General features: G+C 71.7%; 15 protein-coding genes. 10 read left to right on the top strand and 5 right to left on the bottom strand.

What is annotated here, in order from left to right:
• Positions 1–8: 8 nt before the first annotated feature.
• Together AB0F91_RS10135 and AB0F91_RS10130 are read right to left on the bottom strand one after the other, a co-directional pair.
• A complete protein-coding gene (locus AB0F91_RS10135; protein WP_360596496.1) occupies positions 9–1,688 on the bottom strand; it encodes a GGDEF domain-containing protein in 1,680 nt (559 codons plus the stop codon).
• 369 nt (positions 1,689–2,057) lie between these two features.
• On the bottom strand, positions 2,058–3,209 hold the full coding sequence (locus AB0F91_RS10130) for a lycopene cyclase family protein (protein ID WP_360596494.1): 1,152 nt from the start codon (positions 3,207–3,209) through the stop codon (positions 2,058–2,060).
• A 60-nt stretch (positions 3,210–3,269) separates the two neighbouring features.
• On the opposite strand from AB0F91_RS10130, the gene dgt reads away from it, so the two are divergent.
• The 5 genes from dgt to AB0F91_RS10105 all read left to right on the top strand — a co-directional run bounded on the left by dgt (position 3,270) and on the right by AB0F91_RS10105 (position 10,917).
• Positions 3,270–4,832 carry a dGTP triphosphohydrolase gene (gene dgt, locus AB0F91_RS10125; protein WP_360596493.1) on the top strand — a complete coding sequence of 521 codons (1,563 nt, stop codon included), beginning with the start codon at positions 3,270–3,272 and terminating at the stop codon, positions 4,830–4,832.
• A 277-nt stretch (positions 4,833–5,109) separates the two neighbouring features.
• Entirely contained in the window at positions 5,110–7,986 is a 2,877-nt protein-coding gene (locus AB0F91_RS10120; protein ID WP_360596492.1) for a S8 family serine peptidase, read from the top strand.
• A 63-nt stretch (positions 7,987–8,049) separates the two neighbouring features.
• Positions 8,050–8,718: an acVLRF1 family peptidyl-tRNA hydrolase gene (locus tag AB0F91_RS10115; protein ID WP_360596491.1), complete on the top strand. Its 669-nt coding sequence runs from the start codon at positions 8,050–8,052 to the stop codon at positions 8,716–8,718.
• A 182-nt stretch (positions 8,719–8,900) separates the two neighbouring features.
• Positions 8,901–10,529, top strand: coding sequence for an ABC-F family ATP-binding cassette domain-containing protein (locus tag AB0F91_RS10110; RefSeq protein ID WP_360596490.1), 1,629 nt, complete (start codon positions 8,901–8,903; stop codon positions 10,527–10,529).
• Between the two features lie 178 nt (positions 10,530–10,707).
• Positions 10,708–10,917, top strand: a complete 210-nt coding sequence (locus AB0F91_RS10105; protein ID WP_003071237.1) for a helix-turn-helix domain-containing protein — start codon at positions 10,708–10,710, stop codon at positions 10,915–10,917.
• Here the strand turns inward: AB0F91_RS10105 and AB0F91_RS10100 are convergent.
• Together AB0F91_RS10100 and AB0F91_RS10095 are read right to left on the bottom strand one after the other, a co-directional pair.
• Positions 10,904–12,220: a glycosyltransferase 87 family protein gene (locus AB0F91_RS10100; protein WP_360597065.1), complete on the bottom strand. Its 1,317-nt coding sequence runs from the start codon at positions 12,218–12,220 to the stop codon at positions 10,904–10,906. The two genes, AB0F91_RS10105 and AB0F91_RS10100, sit on opposite strands and share 14 nt — an antisense overlap.
• 54 nt (positions 12,221–12,274) lie before the next feature.
• A complete protein-coding gene (locus AB0F91_RS10095) occupies positions 12,275–13,162 on the bottom strand; it encodes an LLM class flavin-dependent oxidoreductase (RefSeq protein WP_360596488.1) in 888 nt (295 codons plus the stop codon).
• A gap of 75 nt (positions 13,163–13,237) precedes the next feature.
• On the opposite strand from AB0F91_RS10095, the gene AB0F91_RS10090 reads away from it, so the two are divergent.
• The 3 genes from AB0F91_RS10090 (at position 13,238) to AB0F91_RS10080 (ending at position 16,494) form a co-directional block, all read left to right on the top strand.
• Positions 13,238–13,678: a MarR family transcriptional regulator gene (locus tag AB0F91_RS10090; RefSeq protein WP_360596487.1), complete on the top strand. Its 441-nt coding sequence runs from the start codon at positions 13,238–13,240 to the stop codon at positions 13,676–13,678.
• 102 nt (positions 13,679–13,780) lie between these two features.
• A complete protein-coding gene (locus tag AB0F91_RS10085; RefSeq protein WP_360596486.1) occupies positions 13,781–15,649 on the top strand; it encodes an ABC transporter ATP-binding protein in 1,869 nt (622 codons plus the stop codon).
• Between the two features lie 632 nt (positions 15,650–16,281).
• Positions 16,282–16,494 (top strand): hypothetical protein, encoded by a 213-nt coding sequence (locus tag AB0F91_RS10080; protein ID WP_360596485.1) that lies wholly within the window; start codon positions 16,282–16,284, stop codon positions 16,492–16,494.
• A 434-nt stretch (positions 16,495–16,928) separates the two neighbouring features.
• Here AB0F91_RS10080 and AB0F91_RS10075 read toward each other — a convergent pair whose 3' ends face one another.
• A complete protein-coding gene (locus AB0F91_RS10075; protein ID WP_360596483.1) occupies positions 16,929–17,657 on the bottom strand; it encodes an SIS domain-containing protein in 729 nt (242 codons plus the stop codon).
• A 111-nt stretch (positions 17,658–17,768) separates the two neighbouring features.
• Between AB0F91_RS10075 and AB0F91_RS10070 the strand changes: the two genes are divergently transcribed.
• Positions 17,769–18,461, top strand: a complete 693-nt coding sequence (locus AB0F91_RS10070; RefSeq protein ID WP_360596481.1) for an alpha/beta fold hydrolase — start codon at positions 17,769–17,771, stop codon at positions 18,459–18,461.
• Positions 18,462–18,551: 90 nt separating this feature from the next.
• The gene (locus AB0F91_RS10065) at positions 18,552–19,811 is read left to right on the top strand and encodes a cyclopropane-fatty-acyl-phospholipid synthase family protein (RefSeq protein ID WP_360596480.1); all 1,260 of its coding nucleotides are present in this window, start codon (positions 18,552–18,554) and stop codon (positions 19,809–19,811) included.
• Positions 19,812–19,873 lie beyond the last annotated feature (62 nt).

The raw sequence follows: 19,873 nt of genomic DNA, 5'->3' as shown, positions 1-19,873 counted from the left end.
TCGCTTGTTCAGGCCGAGCGGCTGACCGCCACGTCGCGGCCGATGCCGCGGAGCACTTCGACGCGGTCGGAGCCCGGACGGCTCAGGACCCAGCTCGAGCCGGGCACCGCTTTGGCTCGCTTCTTGAGCGGGGCGAGCAGGCGGGAGGCGTCGCGGTAGGAGGCGATGGAGCCGCTGCCGCAGACAAGGGTGGCCAGCGACACGGTGACGGGCATGCCCTCGGCGGACCAGCGCGTGTCGAGGAGGGCGGCGGCGACGGTGCCGATCTCGTCGACGTCGCAGACGATGAGGAAGTCGTCGCCGCCGACGTGGCTGACGCGCATGCGTGTCAGCCGCCGTGAGAGGCCCGTGAGGGTTTCGCCGAGGGCACGGATGAGGTCGTCGCCCGCGGCGAAGCCGGCGTTGTCGTTCACGGACTTGAAGGAGTCGACGTCGAGCCATGCCGCCACGAACTGCTCGCCCGTGGAGATGCGGCGTTCGACGTCGCGCGCCACGGCTTCGCTGCCCGGCAGCCGCGTCAGCGGGCTCAGGGTCACGGCCTCCTCGACCTTCGCCTCGGCCACGCCGCGGACCACCTCGGTCACCAGCACCACGCCGAGCGTCCGGCCCGCGCCGTCGACCACGACCACGTCGTCGCCGGTGCGGCCCCAGTCGGCGTCGGTGACCAGTTCGAGGAACTCCAGCGCGCTCGCCGTGGCGTCGATGGTGTGCGGCTTGTCGGCCAGCCGCTCGGCCGGGCGCTTGGCGTGCAGGGCGTGGCCGTACGGGCCGGTCACCGCGACCAGGAACCGCGTGCGGTCCACCGACCACTGTGGACGGTTGTGCTCGTCGACGCCGACCACGCCGGTCGGGGCGTCGGCCGCCGCGAGGACCTCGCGCACGTCGTCGCAGGTCGCGTCGGATGACAGCGTAGTGGCGGGCCGCAGGAAGTCGCCGACGCGGGGCGCGGTGGGCGTCGCGGGCGAGCGGCGGTCGTCGGGCACCACGGCGCCGGCGGCCGGCGCGCTGCGGTGCGCGGCCGGTGGCGCCAGCAGGTTGCCCTGCGCGATGCGCACGCCGAGGTTCTGCGCGGCGTCCAGCTGCGGCCCGGTCTCGATACCGGTCGCGACGAGCCGGATGCCGGTCCGCGTCGTGAAGTGCAGCAGCGACTCGACGACGGCGACCGAAGCCGGTTCGTCCGGCAGGCCGCGCAGCACGCTGCGGTCGAGCTTCACCAAGTCCACCGGCGCCTGCGCGAGCAGAGCCAGCGGCAGGTCGCCGCGGCCGAGACCGTCGAGCGCCAGCCGGAAACCCAGCTCCGACAAAGCCCGCATACCGCTCAGAAGCCGGTCTCCGGGCAGGTGCGTGAACGGCGGGCCGATCTCCAGGACCACGTCACGCGTGCGGCGGCCGGCCGCGCCGAGCTCGCCGATCAGCTCGTCGAACGCGGCGGGGCCCGCCGCGAGGGTGCGGGCGGAGATGTTCAGGTGCAGGGGCAGCGCACTCGGCCGCTCGGCCTCCTGACGCACCGCGGCCGCGGCGAGGCCCAGGTCGACCTCGGCCAGGCGGCCGGCGCGGCGGGCTTCGGCGAGCAGCTCGTGGGCCGTGCCCTTGCCGGGGCGGGCGAGCGCTTCGTACGCGACAACGCCGCCGGTGTGCAGGCTGTACATCGGCTGAAAGGCGAACCGGACCGCACGGGGCGTCGTCACCCGAAGATCGTCGCATCCTCTCGCGCGGAAACGAAACCGTTGTCAGCAGATGTTCACCGCGCCGGAACCTGAGTTACCTGAATCGGCGTAACGAAATCGGTAGCGATCACCCGATCGGGACGGATTTCCACAGGCCGTTCGGAAGTGCGAAAATTCCCGTCTTCATCCTGCCCCCCGAACTCGCGCACCGTCCGTGGTGGTCCGGTTCGCCGCAGTGACCAGCGGGTCCCTCCATCTGCAGATTGATCGACTGACCCGAAGAAGTTTCGGATACGGAATTCGCGAACCTGCCCGTTCGGCCCGCCGGTTCCGTACGTGGTGGCGCTCCCGGCTGCGCGCCGGCGCATTCGGCCGCCGATTTCGCCGCCGTTACCGAATCGTATTCGGCCGGCCGCCCGCGAGCCGCGCGCGCAGCGCCGGCGGCGCCGCGCGGAACAGCCGGGCCATCGCCGCCGCCGTGCCCGGCAGGTCTTCCCGGCCCGACGTGTAGGCCTGTTGGACGGGAGCCGGCAGCGCGAAGAAGAGGTCGAAGAACTCGGCGAGCTCGGCAGGCGACATCCGTCGCAAAGCGCGCAATCCGTACTGCCGCAGGGAATGCACGGCCCGCGCCTCGGCCGTCCACAGTGTCCGGCGGGCCGCGCGCACCGCCGCCGCAGGCCCCGTCTCGAACGCGCCCGCGAGCGCCGCGGCCACCCGCGGAGCCAGCCGCAGCGCCGTCGCGACGCTGTATCCGGTGGCGGGGTGCACGAGCCCGGCGGCGACGCCGAACGGGACCACCGCGCCGCGCCTCGGCAGCGGCACGTCGAGCACGATTCGCACCCGCTCCTCCCGGCCGCGCGGCCGCAGCCCCGCGCCCGCCAGCCGGGTCCGCAGCCGCGCGGCGAGCCGGTCCACCGGCACGCCCGGCCGGTGCGCGAGCGACGTCTCCTCCACGAGCACCGAGCCGTCGCCGAGCGGGAGCAGGTAGCGGAAGCTCGGCACGCCGTCGCGCCAGTCCATGAACACGGCCGTGTCCGAAGCACCGGGCACCAGCCGCTCGGCGTCGGCGGCCGGCAGCACGAGGCCGTACGCGGTCTGCTCGGCGCGCTGCCCGCCAGGCGGGCCGCCGGACAGCACCCGGTTCCGCCCCGACGCGTCCACGACCACCGCGGTGGCGAGCCGGCGGTCGTCGGCGAGCACCACCGTCGAGCCGTGGCGGCCGTGCTCGGCGTGCGCGACCCGCCCGGTCACCACCGTCACCGGCGCCGCCGTGAGCCACGACCGCAGGCCGGCGTTGTCGAGCACGAGGTAGCCGCGGCCGAGCCGGTGCTCGCGGGTGCCGAACGCGACCGTCGCTCCGGGTGCCGACGCGATCACCTCGCCCGGCAGTCCGGGCAGCTCGTCGGCCCACGCGCCGTAGGTGGTGCGCCACGGCGCCCGCGGCGCGGCGTCGACGAGCGTGGTCGCAAGCCCGCGCCGGGCGCAGGCGCGCGCCAGCGCCCACCCGGCGGGTCCGCCACCCGCGATCAGCACGTCGCTCACCCGTCCGATCCTGCCGTATCCGGCGAGTCCGCCGGGGGCCGGACAGATACGGTGGAGCGCATGTCCGAGACCGACCCCAGAGCCGCGCGAAGGGACCCGTCGAGCTCCGTGGGCGGGTTCACGGACCTCGCCACCAGCCCGTTCCGGATCGACCGCGACCGCATCGCCGCGTCACCGTTCTTCGCGCGCCTGGGCGGGGTCACGCAGGTGGTCAGCGCCGGCGGCGCCGGGCTGCTGCACAACCGGCTCACCCACAGCCTCAAGGTCGCGCAGGTCGCCCGCGCGATCGCCGAACGGATCACCGGCGCCAGCGAGTCGGCCGAGCTGGCCGCGAAGCTCGGCGGCTGCGACCCGGACGTCTGCGAGGCGGCCGCGCTCGCCCACGATCTCGGGCACCCGCCGTTCGGCCACCTCGGCGAGCAGACGCTCGACCGCATCGCCCGCCACCGCTTCGGGCTCGCCGACGGCTTCGAGGGCAACGCGCAGACGTTCCGCATCCTCACCACCACCGACGTGCGCGGCCCGTCGGCGATCGGTCTCGACCTCACCGCGGCCGTGCGCGCGGCGGTGCTGAAGTACCCGTGGGCGCGGCTGCACTACCCCGAGCTGCACCCGGCGGCGATGCGCACGCCTCCCCGCGGCGCGGCCGAGCCCGACGGCTCACCGGGCACCGGCGCGAGCAAGTTTTCCGCCTACGCCACCGAACTCGACGACTTCGCGCAGGCGCGCGGCCCGTTCACCGGCCGCATCGAGCCCTGGCAGCAGACGGTGGAGGCGTCGGTGATGGACACCGCCGACGACATCGCCTACGCGATCCACGACCTGCAGGACTTCCACCGCATCGGCGTGCTGCAGCACGCGCCGGTGGCCGCGGAGCTGGGGGAGTGGCTCGACCACGCGTTGGAGCTCGCGTCGCGCGACGACGAGCAGGTCGCCGCGGAGCTGCGCCGGCCCGGCCGTTCGCTCGAACAGCTGCGCCGGCGCATGCACCTCAAGGACGGCTGGATCGCCGACGACGACGCATTCGCCGCCGCGGTCCGGCGCGTGCAGCGGGAGCTCGTCGACGGCCTGCTGGAGAACGGGTTCGACGGCTCGATCGAGGCCGAGCAGGCCACGGCCGCGTTCTCGGCCAACTGGACCTCCCGGCTCGTCGACGGCGTCTTCGTGCTGTCCTCGCCCTCCACCCGCTCCGGGCACGTCTCGCTGCGCACCGCGCAGTGGCACGAGGTGCAGGTGCTCAAGTTCGTGCACCGCCGGTTCGTGCTCCTGCGTCCGGACCTCGCGCTGCACCAGCGCGGGCAGGCGAGCCTCGTGACCACGCTCGTCGACGCGCTCGACGCGTGGCTGCTCGACCGCGAAGAGATCGGCCGCCTGCCGCGCCGGCTGCACGACCTCGTGGAACTCGCACAGGACGAGTACGCCGGACTGGTCCGCACCATGCCGGAGGTGCTCGTGGGCGCGACCGGCGAACGCGTGGAGGGCGCCGACGCCGTGCGCAGTCTCGCTCGCGGCCGCGCGGTGGTGGACTTCGTGGCATCACTCACCGACAAGCAGGCCGTGACGCTGCTCGACGCGCTGTCCGGGCGCGCCGCGCAACCGTGGTCGGACTCGTTCGTGCTCTGAGGCCGTGCTCAGCCGGCCTTGCTTTCGGCAATGTGGAGCGGCGCTGCCGCTGAATGGCCTACGACCTCCGGCGGGTATGGGAAATTTACCGCCATACATCACCCTAACGGCTGCTTTTTCCCATTTATCCCGGGCACTTAGCTGGAGCCAGCCGGTGATCACCGGCGTTGGCCAGCGTGAGTCGGGGCACGCGGTGCGAGATTCGGAGGCGCACGTGCGTCGAAGCCGTTCCACTAGAGCCGGATTCAGACCGAGAGCCAGATCCCGGGCGACCGTCGTGACCGCGGGGGCCGCGGCGCTGATCGCCGCGCTGGGCATCGTCACCCCGCCGGTCGCGGGCGCAGCCACAGCGTCCACACCGGACTCATTTTCCGAAAACTCCGCGCAGCAGATCGCGGCGTTGCAGTCGATCAAGACCGGGCAGACCAAGGCGGAGTCCAAACTGGACAGCCGTCTGGTCGTCTCGCAGAAGCTGCGTGCCCAAAAGCTGAGCGCCTCCGCCGTACCTGCGCTGGGGGCGGGTACGGCGAGCACGGCGCTCGTGGACATCCGCGCCACCAAGGTGTCCGACGCGCTGGTGAACGACCTGCGCAAGGCCGGCGCCGCCGTGCGCACCGTGTCGGACAAGGCGGCGAGCATCCGCGCCGAAGTGCCGCTGGCCGCACTGCCGGTGATCGCCGCGCGCGCCGACGTGAAGCGGGTCGAGGCCGCCGACCAGGCGATCACCGCCCGTGAGCTGGAAACCGGGGTGGGGCAGGGGAAAACGGCTCCCGTCGAGACCAAACAGCAGAAGGCCGCCCGCCTCGACGCCGCGCTCAACCAGGCGCTCGCGGCCAAGAGCCGGCGTGCCGCCGCGGCCACCATCACCAGTGAGGGCGACCGCGCGCACAACGCCGACCTCGCCCGCCGGCAGTACGGCGTCACGGGCACCGGCGTGAAGGCGTGCGCGCTGTCCGACGGCGTCGACTCGCTCAAGGTCTCGCAGGCCAAGGGCGAGCTGCCGGCCGTCGACGTCGTACCCGGCCAGGCCGGCGACGGCGACGAGGGCACCGCGATGCTCGAGATCATCCACGACCTCGCGCCCAACGCCGCCCTCGGCTTCGCCTCGGCGTTCACCTCCGACGCGAGCTTCGCCGACAACATCCGCAAGCTGCGCTTCGACGAGCACTGCGACGTGATCGTCGACGACGTCATCTACTTCAAGGAATCCCCGTTCCAGGACTGGATCATCGCCCAGGCCGTGAACGACGTGACCGCCGACGGCGCGCTCTACTTCTCCTCGGCGGGCAACGAGGGCAATGTCGCCGACGGCACTGCCGCCCACTGGGAAGGCGACTTCGTCGACTCGGGCAAGTCGGTCGGCAAGTTCGCCGGCACCGCGCACAACTTCGCGGGCGCGGCGGGCAACCAGATCTTCGAGCCGATCTCCGACGCGTCCTCGGGGAACATTCCCGTGACGCTGCACTGGTCCGACCCGCTCGGCGCTTCGGGCGACGACTACGACCTCTACCTGCTCGACGCCGCGGGCAACGTCGTCGCGTTCAGCCAGGACGTGCAGGACGGCACCCAAGACCCGTACGAGCAGCTGGCCACCCCGCTCTTCGGCGGCACCGGCTTGCGGCTCGCGGTGGTCAAGTTCTCCGGCGAGGGCCGCTACCTCTCGCTGACGGCGTTCGGCAGCCGGTTCCGCGACTCGGCCGACGGCCTCAAGGCCTACAGCACCCCGGGTGTCACGGTCGGCCACTCCTCGGCGCGCAACGCGTTCTCCGTCGCCGCGGCACCCGCGGCCGCCGCGTTCGGCCGGCTCCTCGAGCCGGGCGACCCGGCCAACCCGACCGGCCCGTTCCCCGGTGCGTACTCCTCGGCCAGCAAGGCCGAGCGGTTCAGCTCCGACGGCCCGCGCCGGATGTTCTACGAGGCCGACGGCACGCCCATCACACCGGGCAACGTTTCCTCGACCGGTGGCGAGCTCCGCGGCAAGCCGGAGATCACCGCAGCCGACGGCGTGCGCACCTCGGTGGGCGGGTTCGACCCGTTCTTCGGCACCTCGGCCGCCGCGCCGCACGCCGCCGCCATTGCGAGCCTCGTGCTCTCGGGCAACCCCGGTCTGTCCGGTTCGGACGTTCGCGACGCGTTCCTCGCGACCGCCGTGGACATCGAGGCGCCCGGCAGTGACAACCTCACCGGCGCGGGCGTGGTCCTCGCCGACAAGGTGCTCGCCTACACCGGCGCCAGCCCGCAGCCCTACGCGCAGGCCGAGCAGCCCACCGTCACCGGGCCCGACGGCGGCAGCACGCTCGACCCCGGTGACACCGCGAAGGTGACGCTGCCGGTGACCAACACCGGCGACGGGGTCGCGTCTTCCACGAGCGTCGTGCTCACCACGACGACGCCCGGCGTCACGATCGCGCCGCGCGCCAAGTCGTACGGCACGATCAGCCCGGGCCAGACGGGCGTGAACGACTTCACCGTCACGGTCCCGGCGACGCAGGGCCTCGGCGTGCCGGTGGTCTTGTCCGCCAAGGTGACGTTCGCCGGCTCGTTCTCGCCGTTGACCAGCACGTTCGCGTTGCCGGTCGGCACACCCTCGCCGGTGGTGCAGACCTTCTCCTACACCGGTGCGCCGGTCGCGATCCCGGACAACTCGCAGCTCGGCGCCTCGGTACCGCTGGTGGTGAGCGGCGTCGGGGCCGCGTCGAAGGTCTCGGTCTCGATCGACGGGGCCGGCTGCACCGCCGACGAGGGCTCGACCACGGTCGGCCTGGACCACACCTACGTCGCGGACCTGGTCGGCACGCTGACCTCGCCTTCGGGCGCGTCGGCCACGCTTTTCCAGCGGGCCGGCAGCGGCGGCAACAACCTGTGCCAGGTCGTGTTCGACGACAGCGCCCCGGCGCTGCTGAGCACGGTCGGGTCGCAGTTCGCGCCGTTCGCGGGCACGTACCTGCCGATCGACCCGCAGACCCCGCTCGCCGGCACCTCGGCCGACGGCACGTGGACGTTCAAGGCGATCGACGTCGCCGGCGGTGACACGGGCTCGATCCGCAGCGTCTCGCTGCACGTCAACGGCTACGCGTCGGCGGGCACGAGGAGCACAGCCGGGGCGGTCGCGCTCGTCCGCCCGGTGGTGCACGCCGGTCCGGCCATCGCCTGATCGCACCTGATCCACCCGGACGGGGCCGTCGCGGTTTCGCGGCGGCCTCGTACCGTTGTCCGCATGGCCAGGGGACGGCGGGTCGCGGGCGGCGGGACGGCGGTCGAGATCGCGCCCGGCCGTCTCGCCGGCTGGTTCACGCGCTTCGCCGAGCGCAACGACGGCGTCAGTACCACCGAGCTCGGCGAGTACGAGGTGCGCGTCTTCGCGGGCAACGGCGTCACCGCCACCGCGACCGTCCCCTTCGGACCGCTCGCCGTCACGGGAACGCACGAGGGGCTCGCCGTCGACCCACTGGTGGATCACGCGCTCGTGCCGCGGTTGCTCGCGTTGCTGCTGGTCCGCCTCGGCGGGCATTCCCTCGGCCTCGCGCGCGGCGGGATCGTGCTCGTCTCGCGCACCGACCGCCACCTCGTGCCGGGCCGCACGGCCGCGGGCGGCTGGTCGCAGCAGCGGTTCGCGCGCCGCCGCGCGGGACAGGCCCGGGTGGCGCTGCGCGCGGCCGCGCAGGACGCGGTCGAGGTCCTCGTGCCCCGACTGTCCGAAGTGGATGCCGTCGTGCTCGGTGGCGACCGTCTCGCGCTCGCCGAACTGCGCGCCGACCACCGGCTCGACCCGCTGTTCGCCCGCGCCCAGGCGCGCGTGCTCGAGATCCCCGAGCCGCGGCGCAGCGTGCTCGACGACGCGGCCGAGCGGGCGATCTCCGTGGACGTGGTGCTGAGCGAAGGGTGAGACCCGCCACGCGGCGGAAAACCCTTCGGCGCCGCCCCGTACACTGGGGCCCGTGGAACGGGAAATCCTCACGGAGTAGCTGCCGCACCGGGCGCTCGTGACCGATCTTCGCGAAAGCGGGGACGGCGGGCGATGCCGGTGCCTGTCGCTGTCCACGTTCACCCCCGAATCCCGGAGTTTCCTTGATCACGGCCACTGGCCTCGAGCTGCGTGCCGGCTCGCGCATTCTGCTCAACGGCGCCACCCTCCGCATCCAGCCCGGCGACCGCATCGGCCTCGTCGGCCGCAACGGCGCCGGCAAGACCACGTCGCTGAAGGTCCTCGCGGGCGAGGGCGAACCGCACGCGGGCGAAGTCCGTCGCAGCGGCGAGCTCGGCTACCTGCCGCAGGACCCGCGCGAGGGTGACCTGTCCGTCACGGCGAAGGACCGCGTGCTGTCCGCGCGCGGCCTCGACGCGCTGATCCGCAACATGGAGAAGGCGCAGACGGCCATGGCGGAGCTGGCCGACGAGAAAGAACGCGACAAGGCGGTCAACCGCTACAGCCGCCTCGAAGAGCGGTTCTCCTCGCTCGGCGGATACGCGGCCGAGAGCGAGGCCGCGCGCATCTGCTCCAACCTCGGCCTCGCCGACCGGATTCTGGAGCAGACACTGAACACGCTGTCCGGTGGCCAGCGCCGCCGGGTCGAGCTCGCGCGCATCCTGTTCGCCGCCGCCGAGGCCGGGGCAGGCGGCAAGTCCGAGACGATCCTGCTCCTCGACGAGCCCACCAACCACCTCGACGCCGACTCGATCTCGTGGCTGCGCGGCTTCCTCAAGCAGCACGACGGCGGTCTCGTGGTGATCAGCCACGACGTCGAGTTGCTCGCCGACGTGGTGAACAAGGTCTGGTTCCTCGACGCCACGCGCGGCGAGATCGACCTCTACAACATGAGCTGGCAGCGCTACCTCGACGCGCGGGCCACCGATGAGAAGCGCCGCCGCCGCGAGCGCGCGAACGCCGAGAAGAAGGCGTCCGCGTTGCAGCAGCAAGCCGCGAAGCTCGGGGCCAAGGCGACGAAGGCCGTGGCGGCCAAGAACATGGCGCGCCGCGCGGAGCAGATGCTCTCCTCGCTCGACGACACGCGTCAGGCCGACAAGGTCGCGCGGATCAAGTTCCCCGAGCCCGCCCCGTGCGGGCGCACGCCGCTCACGGCCGACGGCCTGTCGAAATCCTACGGCTCGCTCGAGATTTTCACCGGCGTGGATCTTGCGATCGACCGCGGCTCGAAGGTCGTCGTGCTCGGTTTGAACGGTGCCGGAAAGACGACATTGCTCCGGCTGCTCGGTGGAATGGAAACTCCGGATACGGGTTCCGTCGAGCCGGGTCACGGATTGCGTTTGGGCTATTACGCACAGGAACACGAAACTCTCGACCACGATGCGAGCGTGTGGGAAAACATCCGACACCTAGCCCCGGACACGGGGGCACAGGAGTTGCGGAACCTGCTGGGTTCGTTCCTGTTCACGGGTGAACAACTCGACCAGGCCGCCGGCACGCTTTCCGGCGGTGAGAAGACCCGCCTGGCGCTGGCCGGGCTCGTCTCCAGTGCGGCGAACGTGCTGCTCCTGGACGAACCGACCAACAACCTCGATCCGGCCAGCCGTGCGCAGGTCCTGGATGCCCTGCGCAGCTTCGCGGGCGCCGTGGTGCTGGTGACGCACGACCCGGGCGCGGTCGAGGCGCTGGAGCCCGAGCGTGTGATCCTGCTTCCCGACGGGACCGAGGATCATTGGTCCGCGGATTATCTGGAACTTGTCCAGCTAGCGTGATCAGATACTCCATTTGGGTGCTTGCCATGCCTCGTGAAGCACTTGAATGGCCCAATGTGATCGCAATTTCGCTCGTTTTACGTCTGTCGTCTGGCATTCCTGGGCTTCGTGTTCGATCATTGCCCCGGCAGGGGCCGTCAAATGGCCCAGAACTCCACTCGGCGGGAAGGCGATCGACGTGGCTGATCTCAAGAAAGGCGCGCGGATCACCGGCAACACGCGCGACAAGCTGGCCGCTGACCTGAAGAAGAAATACGAGAAGGGCTCGAGCATCCGGGCCCTCGCTGAGTCCACGGGGCGTTCCTACGGGTTCGTGCACCGTGTGCTCTCTGAGTCCGGGGTCCAGCTGCGGGGGCGCGGCGGGGCCACGCGGGTCAAGAAGAAGTAGCAGTACCAGGCCGACTGCGCGGGGGGCGCAGTCCCTGTTCGGCCGCTCGGAACGTCAGCACTCCTCCGAGCAGCACCAACGGATAAACCAGGTAGCCGTAGCGGGTTGCCGGGGTGAGCAGGACCAACGCGCCGAGCCCGACGGCGATCCGCAAGAGCGCGGCGGATCCCGTCGCGGGGGGACGGCGTACCAGCCACACCAGCATCGCCACTGCTGCGGCCGCCACCAGGACGAGTGAGATCACGCGGCCCGCTGAGCCGGTTTCCGCGATCAGGTGGCCCGGAAGCGGGCTCGCCGCGGGGGAGCGCACCACGCCCATCCCGAGCGGGAACCGGATCACGTGCTCCACGAACGCGTCCGGGGCGACCAGGTACACCGGCAGGTGCAGCACCACGGTCGCACTGACCAAAGTGGTCACGAACCACGCGAGCGCCGTGCGGTCGCGTGAATTTTCGTTGTGCGTACGGCACAACACGAAGACCGCGAGCACGGCCGCGGCCGGCGCGACGATGAGCTTCGCGCTGATCACGAGTGCCAGCACGAACCCCGACCAGCCCGCGCGCCCGGTTGCAGCGAGTGCGCAGGCGAGCACGAGCAGTCCCACAATGGCGAGGTCGGGACCGGCGACGGCCCAAGTCAATGCGGTGAGTGGGCACGCGATTGCCAATTGTGCCGAAAGAACCGGAATTCGCGGCGATTTCAGCATTCGTAGTGAGGCGATCACACAGAGAGACGCACAAAGTGCGAACATCCACCGCGCATCGGTGAGCGCATTGGTGAACGGCGTTCCCCCGAACAATGCGCGCGGAAGGCCGAACACCGTCATCACGGGCCCGTAGGGCGTGTAGTCGTTCACCTCGGGAGCGCGCCCGAGAGTGGTCACGTCCACGTACGGCGTGCCGTGCTGCAGCAGCAGGCTCGCGCTGCGCTCGATCACCCACACCTCGGGCTGCGCGGCCCACGAGTCCGGCGTGATGAGCCAGTCGACTCCGGTCAGTCGGCGAATAACGAGCACCACGAGCGGGACGATCATCGCCAACAACCCGATCACCGCGATCGAGCACCACCGCGAGCCGAGCGGGCCGCGGGGCGGGCGACCGAGCCGCGCCGACACGAGCAGCCAGCCGCTGTGGGCCGCGGCGAGGCCGTACGCGGCCGTCGCGAAGTTGCCCCAGATGCGGTAGCCGTAGAACTCGGACACGATCGCGCTGATCAACGCGAAGGCGAAGCAGCCCAGGTAGAACGCCAGGTCCCAGGTGAGCACTCGGCCCGCCCGGTCCGTGGCCGACCGGGCCGGCGCCATCAGCAGCTGCACCGCTTCCCCCCTCACGAACCTGGCCGTCCCCGTCGCGTCAGGCTACCGAGAGCGTCCGGATCGCCCGTCCTCGCCCGTTCGGCCCAGCTCTCGCAGCCGCGGGAGCAGCGCGGCCGCCTGCTTCGCGCGGCCCACGGTGTCGCCGGCGGACGGGAGCATGAGGACGAGGTCGGTGAACCCGGCGTCGAGGTAGGTCCGCGCCTCGCGCACTGTGTCGTCGTCCTCGGCCGAGAGCCGGAACTGCACGGCCCGGCGCACCGTCGCCGGGTCACGGCCGATCGTCGCGCAATGCCGGTCGAGCACACCCGACAGCCGCGTGAGCTCCTCGACGGGAGTGCCCGGCAGGCTCGCGTTGAGCCACACGTCGGCGTGCTCGGCCACGACCCGCAGGCCGAGGCGCTCGCCGTTGCTGCCGAGCCACAGCGGCGGCTTCGGCGGCTGCACGGGTTTCGGGGCGCTAGTCGCGGCCGTCAGCCGGTAGTGGGTGCCGCTGAAGTCGGCGACCGGGCGCGTCCACAGCAGGTCGAGGACGGTGCAGGCCTCGGCGAGCCGCTCGACGCGTTCGCGGGCCGGCGGGGTCGGCAGGCCGAGCATCGTGTCGGCGAGCTCGTCGCCGCCCGCGCCGAGGCCCACGTCGAGCCGGCCGCCGGAGAGGTGGTCGATCGTCGTGGCCATCTTGGCGAGCACGGCCGGGTGCCGGTTGGTGTTGCCCGAGACCAGGCAGCCGATCCGGACGTGGCGGGTGGCCTCGGCCATGGCGGCGAGCAGGGTCCACGCCTCGAAGATGTCGCCGGTGCGGACGGGGCCCATCGGGGCGAAGTGGTCGAAGGTCCAGAGCCCGTCGAACCGCGCTTGGTCGGCGATCGCCCAGATCTCGCGCAGCGTAGCGACGTCCGTGAACTGCTGCGCTGGTTTCAGTCCGAACGTCACCACAGGGGCTCCTGATCGTCAGGGCGAAAAATCGTCAGTACTACTGATTATCAGTGTAGGGCTAGAATGCAGTTCATGTCGAGTGCCTCTGAACCCCCGGCCGTCGTGACCCGCCGGCTCGGCTATCTGCTCAAGCACGCGCAGCTGCGGCTGGCCGAACTGCAGGAGCCGCTGCTCGCGCCCCACGGGGTGAGCGGGCGGCAGGTCGCGGTGCTCGCGCTGCTGGCCGACGGTGAGCCGCAGTCGCAGCAGGAGGCGGCCGCGCGGCTCGGTGTGGACCGGACGACCATGGTGCAGCTCGTCGACGAGCTGGAGGACAAGGCGCTCGTGCGGCGCCAGGTCGATCCCGCCGATCGCCGCCGCCGGATCGTGACGCCGACGGAGGAGGGGCTGCGCGTGCTGAAGGTGGCCACCGAGGCGTCGGATGAGGCCGAACGACGGCTGCTGGGCCCGCTGGCCGAGCGAGAGGCAGCGGGGCTGCGCGAGGCGTTGTGGGTGGTTGTTCACCAGCGGTGAACGCTCCGGGGAAGAACTCGGGACGAACCGGCGTTGTCTTGGCATCTCTGAAAAAAATCTCAAGTAATGTAGAAGTTTTGTCGATCGGGGGAAAGGCTCCACATGGACAACTCGTGGGCGTTGCTCGGCTCCGTGATGCGCGGGGCCGACACGCCGAGGGCGCTCACGCGCGGCACCGTGAAACGGGTCGCGCGGTTCGCTCGCCCGCACTGGTCACGGCTGCTCGTCTTCCTCGTGCTCACAGTGGTGTCCGCCGTGCTCGCGGTGACCACACCGGTGCTGGCGGGCAAGGTCGTCGACGCGGTCGTCGGCGGCCACGACCTGCCGCTGATCATCTGGCTCGCCGTGGTGATCGCGGTGCTGGCCATCCTCGACGCCGGGCTGGGGCTGGCGGAGCGGTGGCAGTCGGCCCGCATCGGCGAAGGGATCATCCTCGACTTGCGCGTCGCCGTGTTCGAGCATGTGCAGAAGCTGCCCATCGCGTTCTTCACGCGCACCCGCACCGGTGCGCTCGTCAGCCGGCTCAACAACGATGTCATCGGGGCCCAGCGCACGTTCACCGCGACGCTCTCGGGCCTGGTCACCAACGTGATCCAGCTCGTGCTCTCGCTCGCGGTCATGGTGACGCTGTCGTGGCAGGTCACCGTCTTCGCACTCGTGCTGCTGCCGATCTTCGTGCTCCCGGCACGCCGGCTGGGTCGCCGGATGGCCGGGCTGCAGCGCGAGTCGGCGCAGCTCAACGCCGGCATGACCACGCAGATGACCGAGCGGTTCTCGGCGCCGGGCGCCACGCTCGTGAAGCTGTTCGGCCGACCCCGCCAGGAAGTCGGCGAGTTCAGTGACCGCGCGGGACGCGTGCGGGACATCGGCGTGCGCACGGCGATGCTCACGCGCTGGTTCATGACCAGCCTCACGCTCGTGTCGGCACTCGCGCAGGCGCTGGTCTACGGCCTCGGCGGCTACCTCGCCTTCACCGGCCAGATCGCGCCCGGCACCGTGGTCGCACTGGCGCTGTTGCTGACCCGGCTCTACGCGCCGCTCACGGCGCTGGCCAACGTCCGCGTGGACGTGATGACGGCGCTGGTGTCGTTCGAGCGGGTCTTCGAGGTGCTCGACCTCGACCCGATGATCAAGGAACCGGCGAACCCGAAGGCGCTGCCCGCGGGCGGCGTGGCCGTGGAGTTCGAGGACGTGCGCTTCGGGTACCCGGCGGCCGACCGGTTCTCGCTGGCGTCGCTGGAAGACGTGGCCACTTTGGACAGCCGCGGGGGCGAAGAGGTGCTGCACGGCATCAGCTTCCGCGCCGAACCGGGCCAGATGGTGGCTTTGGTCGGCTCCTCGGGTGCCGGCAAGTCGACCATCGCCTCGCTGCTGCCGCGCCTCTACGACGTGGACGGCGGTGCGGTCCGGTTGTCGGATGTGGACGTCCGCGACCTCGACTTCGCGACGCTGCGCGCCACCGTGGGCGTGGTGACGCAGGACGGCCACCTGTTCCACGACACCATCCGCGCCAACCTGGCCTATGCCCGCCCGGGCGTGACCGACGACGAGATCTGGGCCGCGCTGGACCAGGCCCGGCTGAGTCACCTGGTGCACTCGCTGCCCGACGGCCTCGACACCACCGTCGGCGAACGCGGCTACCGCCTGTCCGGCGGTGAACGCCAGCGTCTCACCATCGCGCGCCTCCTGCTGGCGCAGCCGAAGGTCGTGGTGCTGGACGAGGCCACGGCGCACCTGGACTCCGAATCGGAGGCCGCGGTCGGCGAGGCCCTCACGGGCGCGCTCGAAGGCCGCACGGCGCTGGTGATCGCGCACCGGCTCTCGACCGTCCGCGCCGCCGACCTGATCCTGGTCGTCGAAGACGGACGGATCGTCGAACGCGGCACGCACGAAGAGCTGCTCGCCCTCGGCGGCCGTTACGCCGAGCTGCACCACACGCAGTTCGACGAGGAGCCGACCGCGGTCGCGTGACGCGCGGTGAAGGGCGTCTCGAGGAGACTCGAGGCGCCCTCGGCGGATTCGCTCAGTGTCCGAGGCAGGCGAAGGTCGCGTTGACGAGCGCCACCTTGCGGTCGTCACGCAGCAGAGGCCCATGCGGTTCATCACGTAACCGAAGCCGATGCCGGCTTTCCGGATCTGCGCCGCCGCACGAGCCGCCGAGACCGTCGTGGCCGAACGCGGCCGGGTTGGGGCCGAACGCGCGTCGCTGCCGAGGGAGAAGCCCAGTGCCCATTCGTTGGGCGCGCCGGCGACCACGTCGGCCGAGGCGCCCTGGCCTTCGCGGGCCCCGGGGCGAGCGCGCCGGCCGAGATCACGCGTTCGGAGCCGCCGGCCGGCGCACCGTAGATGAACGCGAGCGCCTTCGCGGTGCCGTGGCCGTTGAGCGCGGGCAGCGCGGCGCGCCGCCACGCGGGATCGTTGGCGTGGTGGCCTTGCACGCGCGGTTGGCCCTCGCGGCGAGCGCGACCGGGCCGGCGTTCGCGAACGCCGCGGTCAGCGCCGTGGTCATCTCCGGTGTGAGGACCGGCTCCACGAGCGTCGAGCATCGCCCGAGGTCGGCTTCCCCGACACGAGGGAGAAATCCGCCTCCAGGGGACGGCCACATGCTGGGCGAAGAACGCGTCGATGCCCTGCCCGGCCACGCGGCGCACGACCTCGCCGACGAGGAATCCGTAGGACAGCGCGTGGTGGCCACTGGCCGAGCCGGGCGGGAACAGCAGTTCCTGCGCGGCCGGCAGCCCCGTGACAGGCCGATGCCGACGACGCCGGAGTGGTGCGAGAGCAGCCACCGCACCGGGATGTCCTGCTTGCGGTGAACTCGGGCCAGTACCGCGCCACGGGGGCGTCGAGGTCCAGGTCGCCGGCGTCGGCGAGCTGGTGCGCAGAGCGCCGCCATGCCCTTGGTGGTGGGAGGGACGTTGGTCAGCGTGTCCGGCCGCCACGGCATGGGCGGTCCGGATCCACCCAGCCGGCCCAGAGATCGCCCACGACCTCGCCGCGGTGGGTTGCGGCGAAGGCCGCGCCCAGCTCGACGCGCTCGGAGATGTTCTCGACGAGCGCGTCCCGTCCCGCCTCGAACCCGGGCGCGCAGGTGCCGTGCAGGGCACGGCCGTCTCGTCGTCCACGCCGGCCCGCCTCCACTCGACACCGACTGGTCGGTACGCCGAAGTCGGAAGGGCGGACCGGGCCCGCCAAGACCTGCCGGGCCCGCTCCGTTTTACGCCGGAAGTGCCGCTGGTTCGCCGACGGGCTACCGCAGGGCCGGCACTCGGGGGCCGTACTTGGCGAGCAGGGCCGTGTTGGCCTCGTCGCCACCCTCCACATTGGAGCTTCGCCACAGCGGGACGTCGATGCCCTCGGCCGTGCCGCGATCGTAGACCTCCGCCAGGATCAGGTTCCACAGGAACGCGTTGACCACAGTGGACAGTGGCGCGGTGCGCGGCGCGGCGGCCGGGTGGCTGGCGTCGCCGGGGATCACGAGCGAGTCGAGCACGACCGTGGCCTCCTCGACCAGTGTCGTCGCCGAGCGGCGCGGCGCCGCGGCCACGCACGCGCGCGACGTCACGGCGATCACCGACGCGCCCCGGCGGCGGGCACCGGCGGCCAGCTCCACGGGGTACGGGTTCACCCCGGAGGTCGAGAACACCACGAGCACGTCGTCGGGCCCCGGCGCGCGCTCGGCCAGCACCTCTTCGGCCAGCCCGCTGCGGCGCTCGGTCTTCGTGCTGTGCTGCGCGCCGTGCAGGGGCAGCAGCTCCGGGTGGTACAGCGGGTAGACGCAGGCAAGGCCGCCCGCGCGGTAGAACGTCTCGGCGACCGCGGCGAGCGAGTGCCCGGCACCGGCGGTGAACACGAGGGCGTCGGACCGGATGACCCCGAGCACGAGGTCGGCCGCCGCTGTCAGTGCTTCGGCGTTGGCCTCCCGCGCGGCCGCGAGCTTTTCCGAGGTGCTCTTCCAGATTTCCGTGGCGCTCACCACACCTGCCCTTCGTCGCGGGTTCGGGCGCCGAATGTATCGCGTGGACACGCTTCGTGGTGGATTAGCGTGAGGGCTGATCATCCGGGCGTACCGGTGACTGGGAGGCGGCACGTGGACGGAGTACCCGTCGTTTCGGTGCGGCGCGCGCACGGGCGGACGCGGGCGGTGGCGCTGGTGCTGCACGGCGGCGCCGAGCACGGCGCCGCGGCCGTGGGGCCGTGGCGGCTGGCGTACCTGCGCATGGTGCCGCTGGCCCGCGCCCTGCACCGTGCGGGCCGCACGGCGGGGCTGGAGGTGCGCCTGGTGCGCAACCGCCGCTACGGCTGGAACGCGCCCGCGGAAGACCCGGTGGCCGACGCCCGCTGGGCGCTGGAGCGCATCCGCGCCGAGCACCCGGGCCTGCCCGTCGTGCTCGTCGGGCACTCGATGGGCGGACGCGTGGTGCTGCGTGTGGCCGACGACCCCGCCGTGGTGGGCGTGTGCGCCCTCGCGCCGTGGACGCCGCCCGGCGAGCCCGTGGACGCCGTCGCGGGCCGCGCCGTGGTGATGCTGCACGGCACGCGCGACCGCATCACCTCACCGCGTGATTCTCTCGCGTTCGCCGAGCGCGCGAGGGAGCTCGCCAAGCGCCTCGCGCGCTTCGACGTCACCGGCGAGGGCCACGCGATGATCAAGCGCCCGGCGGTCTGGACCAGACTGATGTGCGCTTTCACACGGGAAGCGATCGACGCGGGGGAGACCGACGAGACTCTCCGGCAGGCGTGGACCCGGCCCGCCGACGAGCGGCTGCGCCTCCCCGTGTGACCGGATCCGGCGACAACCGCGCAGCGCAGGTCGCGTGTGCCGGGAATACCATCAGATGTGGGCCGATGGGCCCATTCCGGAGGGAGTGTCTTGTCCACCTCAAGTGTTGACCGAGCGGCGGGGCCCGCCTCGCAGCCGGTGCCCGACGAAACCCGGTGGCCGGGACTGGCCACGGCACCGCACTCGCCGCTGCGCGCGCGGGCCGCGGAGGCGCTCTTCCGCCGTGCCGTGAAGAACCTCGACCTGCGGGTCACGTTCCCCGACGGCACCGTCCTGGGTGCCGGTGGTCCGGAAGCGCCCCAGATGCGCATCCTGCGGCCCTCGGCGTTCTTCCACCGCCTCGGCGCCGACGCGAAGATCGGCTTCGGCGAGTCGTACATGGTAGGGGACTGGACCGCCGAGGACCTCGCGGGCGTGCTGACCCCGTTCGCGGAGAAGCTGAGCACGATCGTGCCGCCGTTCCTGCAGCGGTTCCGCCGCTTCGCGGAGCGCGTGCACCCGGCGCACGAGGAGAACACGATCGAGGGGTCGCGGTCGAACATCCACCGGCACTACGACCTGTCCAACGACCTGTTCAGCGCGTTCCTCGACGAGTCGATGATGTACTCCTCGGCGCTGTTCGGCCCCGGTGACAGCCTGACGCAGGCCCAGCACCGCAAGCTCGACAGCGTGCTCGACTACGCGGGCGTGCGCGAGGGCAGCGAAGTGCTGGAGATCGGCACCGGCTGGGGTGAGCTGTCGATCCGCGCGGCCTCGCGTGGCGCGAAAGTGACCTCGCTGACCATCTCGCAGGAGCAGAAGGTGCTGGCTGACGCGAGAATCGCCGAGGCGGGCCTGTCCGACCGCGTCGATGTGCAGCTGTGCGACTACCGCCTGGCCACGGGCCAGTACGACTCCGTGGTGAGCGTGGAGATGATCGAGGCCGTCGGGCAGTCCTACTGGCCCACGTTCTTCGCCACGATCGGCAAGCGGCTGCGCCCGGGCGGGCGCTTCGGCCTGCAGGCCATCACGATGGACCACGACCGGATGCTGGCGGCGGCCAGGTCGTACACCTGGATCCACAAGTACATCTTCCCGGGCGGCATCATCCCGTCGGTGCAGGCCATCGAGGACGGGATGCGCGACAACACCCGCCTCAAGCTGGCCGGCATGCGCGAGTTCGGCCAGGACTACGCGCGCACGCTCAAGCTGTGGGGCGAGCGGTTCCACCAGCGCTGGGACGACATCCGCGGCTTCGGCTTCGACGACGTGTTCCACCGGATGTGGGAGTTCTACCTCGCCTATTCGGAGGCCGGGTTCCGGTCCGGGCACATCAAGGTGCACCAGTTCGGGTTCGCCGACCCGCGCTGAGCAGGCCGTTCCCCGCCGGATGAACCTGCACCAGGTGCCGCACGTCCTTGGTTCGAGGGCGT

The organism is Amycolatopsis sp. NPDC023774 (assembly GCF_040639695.1).
Lineage (GTDB): Bacteria > Actinomycetota > Actinomycetes > Mycobacteriales > Pseudonocardiaceae > Amycolatopsis.
This window is presented reverse-complemented; position numbering and strand designations above follow the sequence as displayed.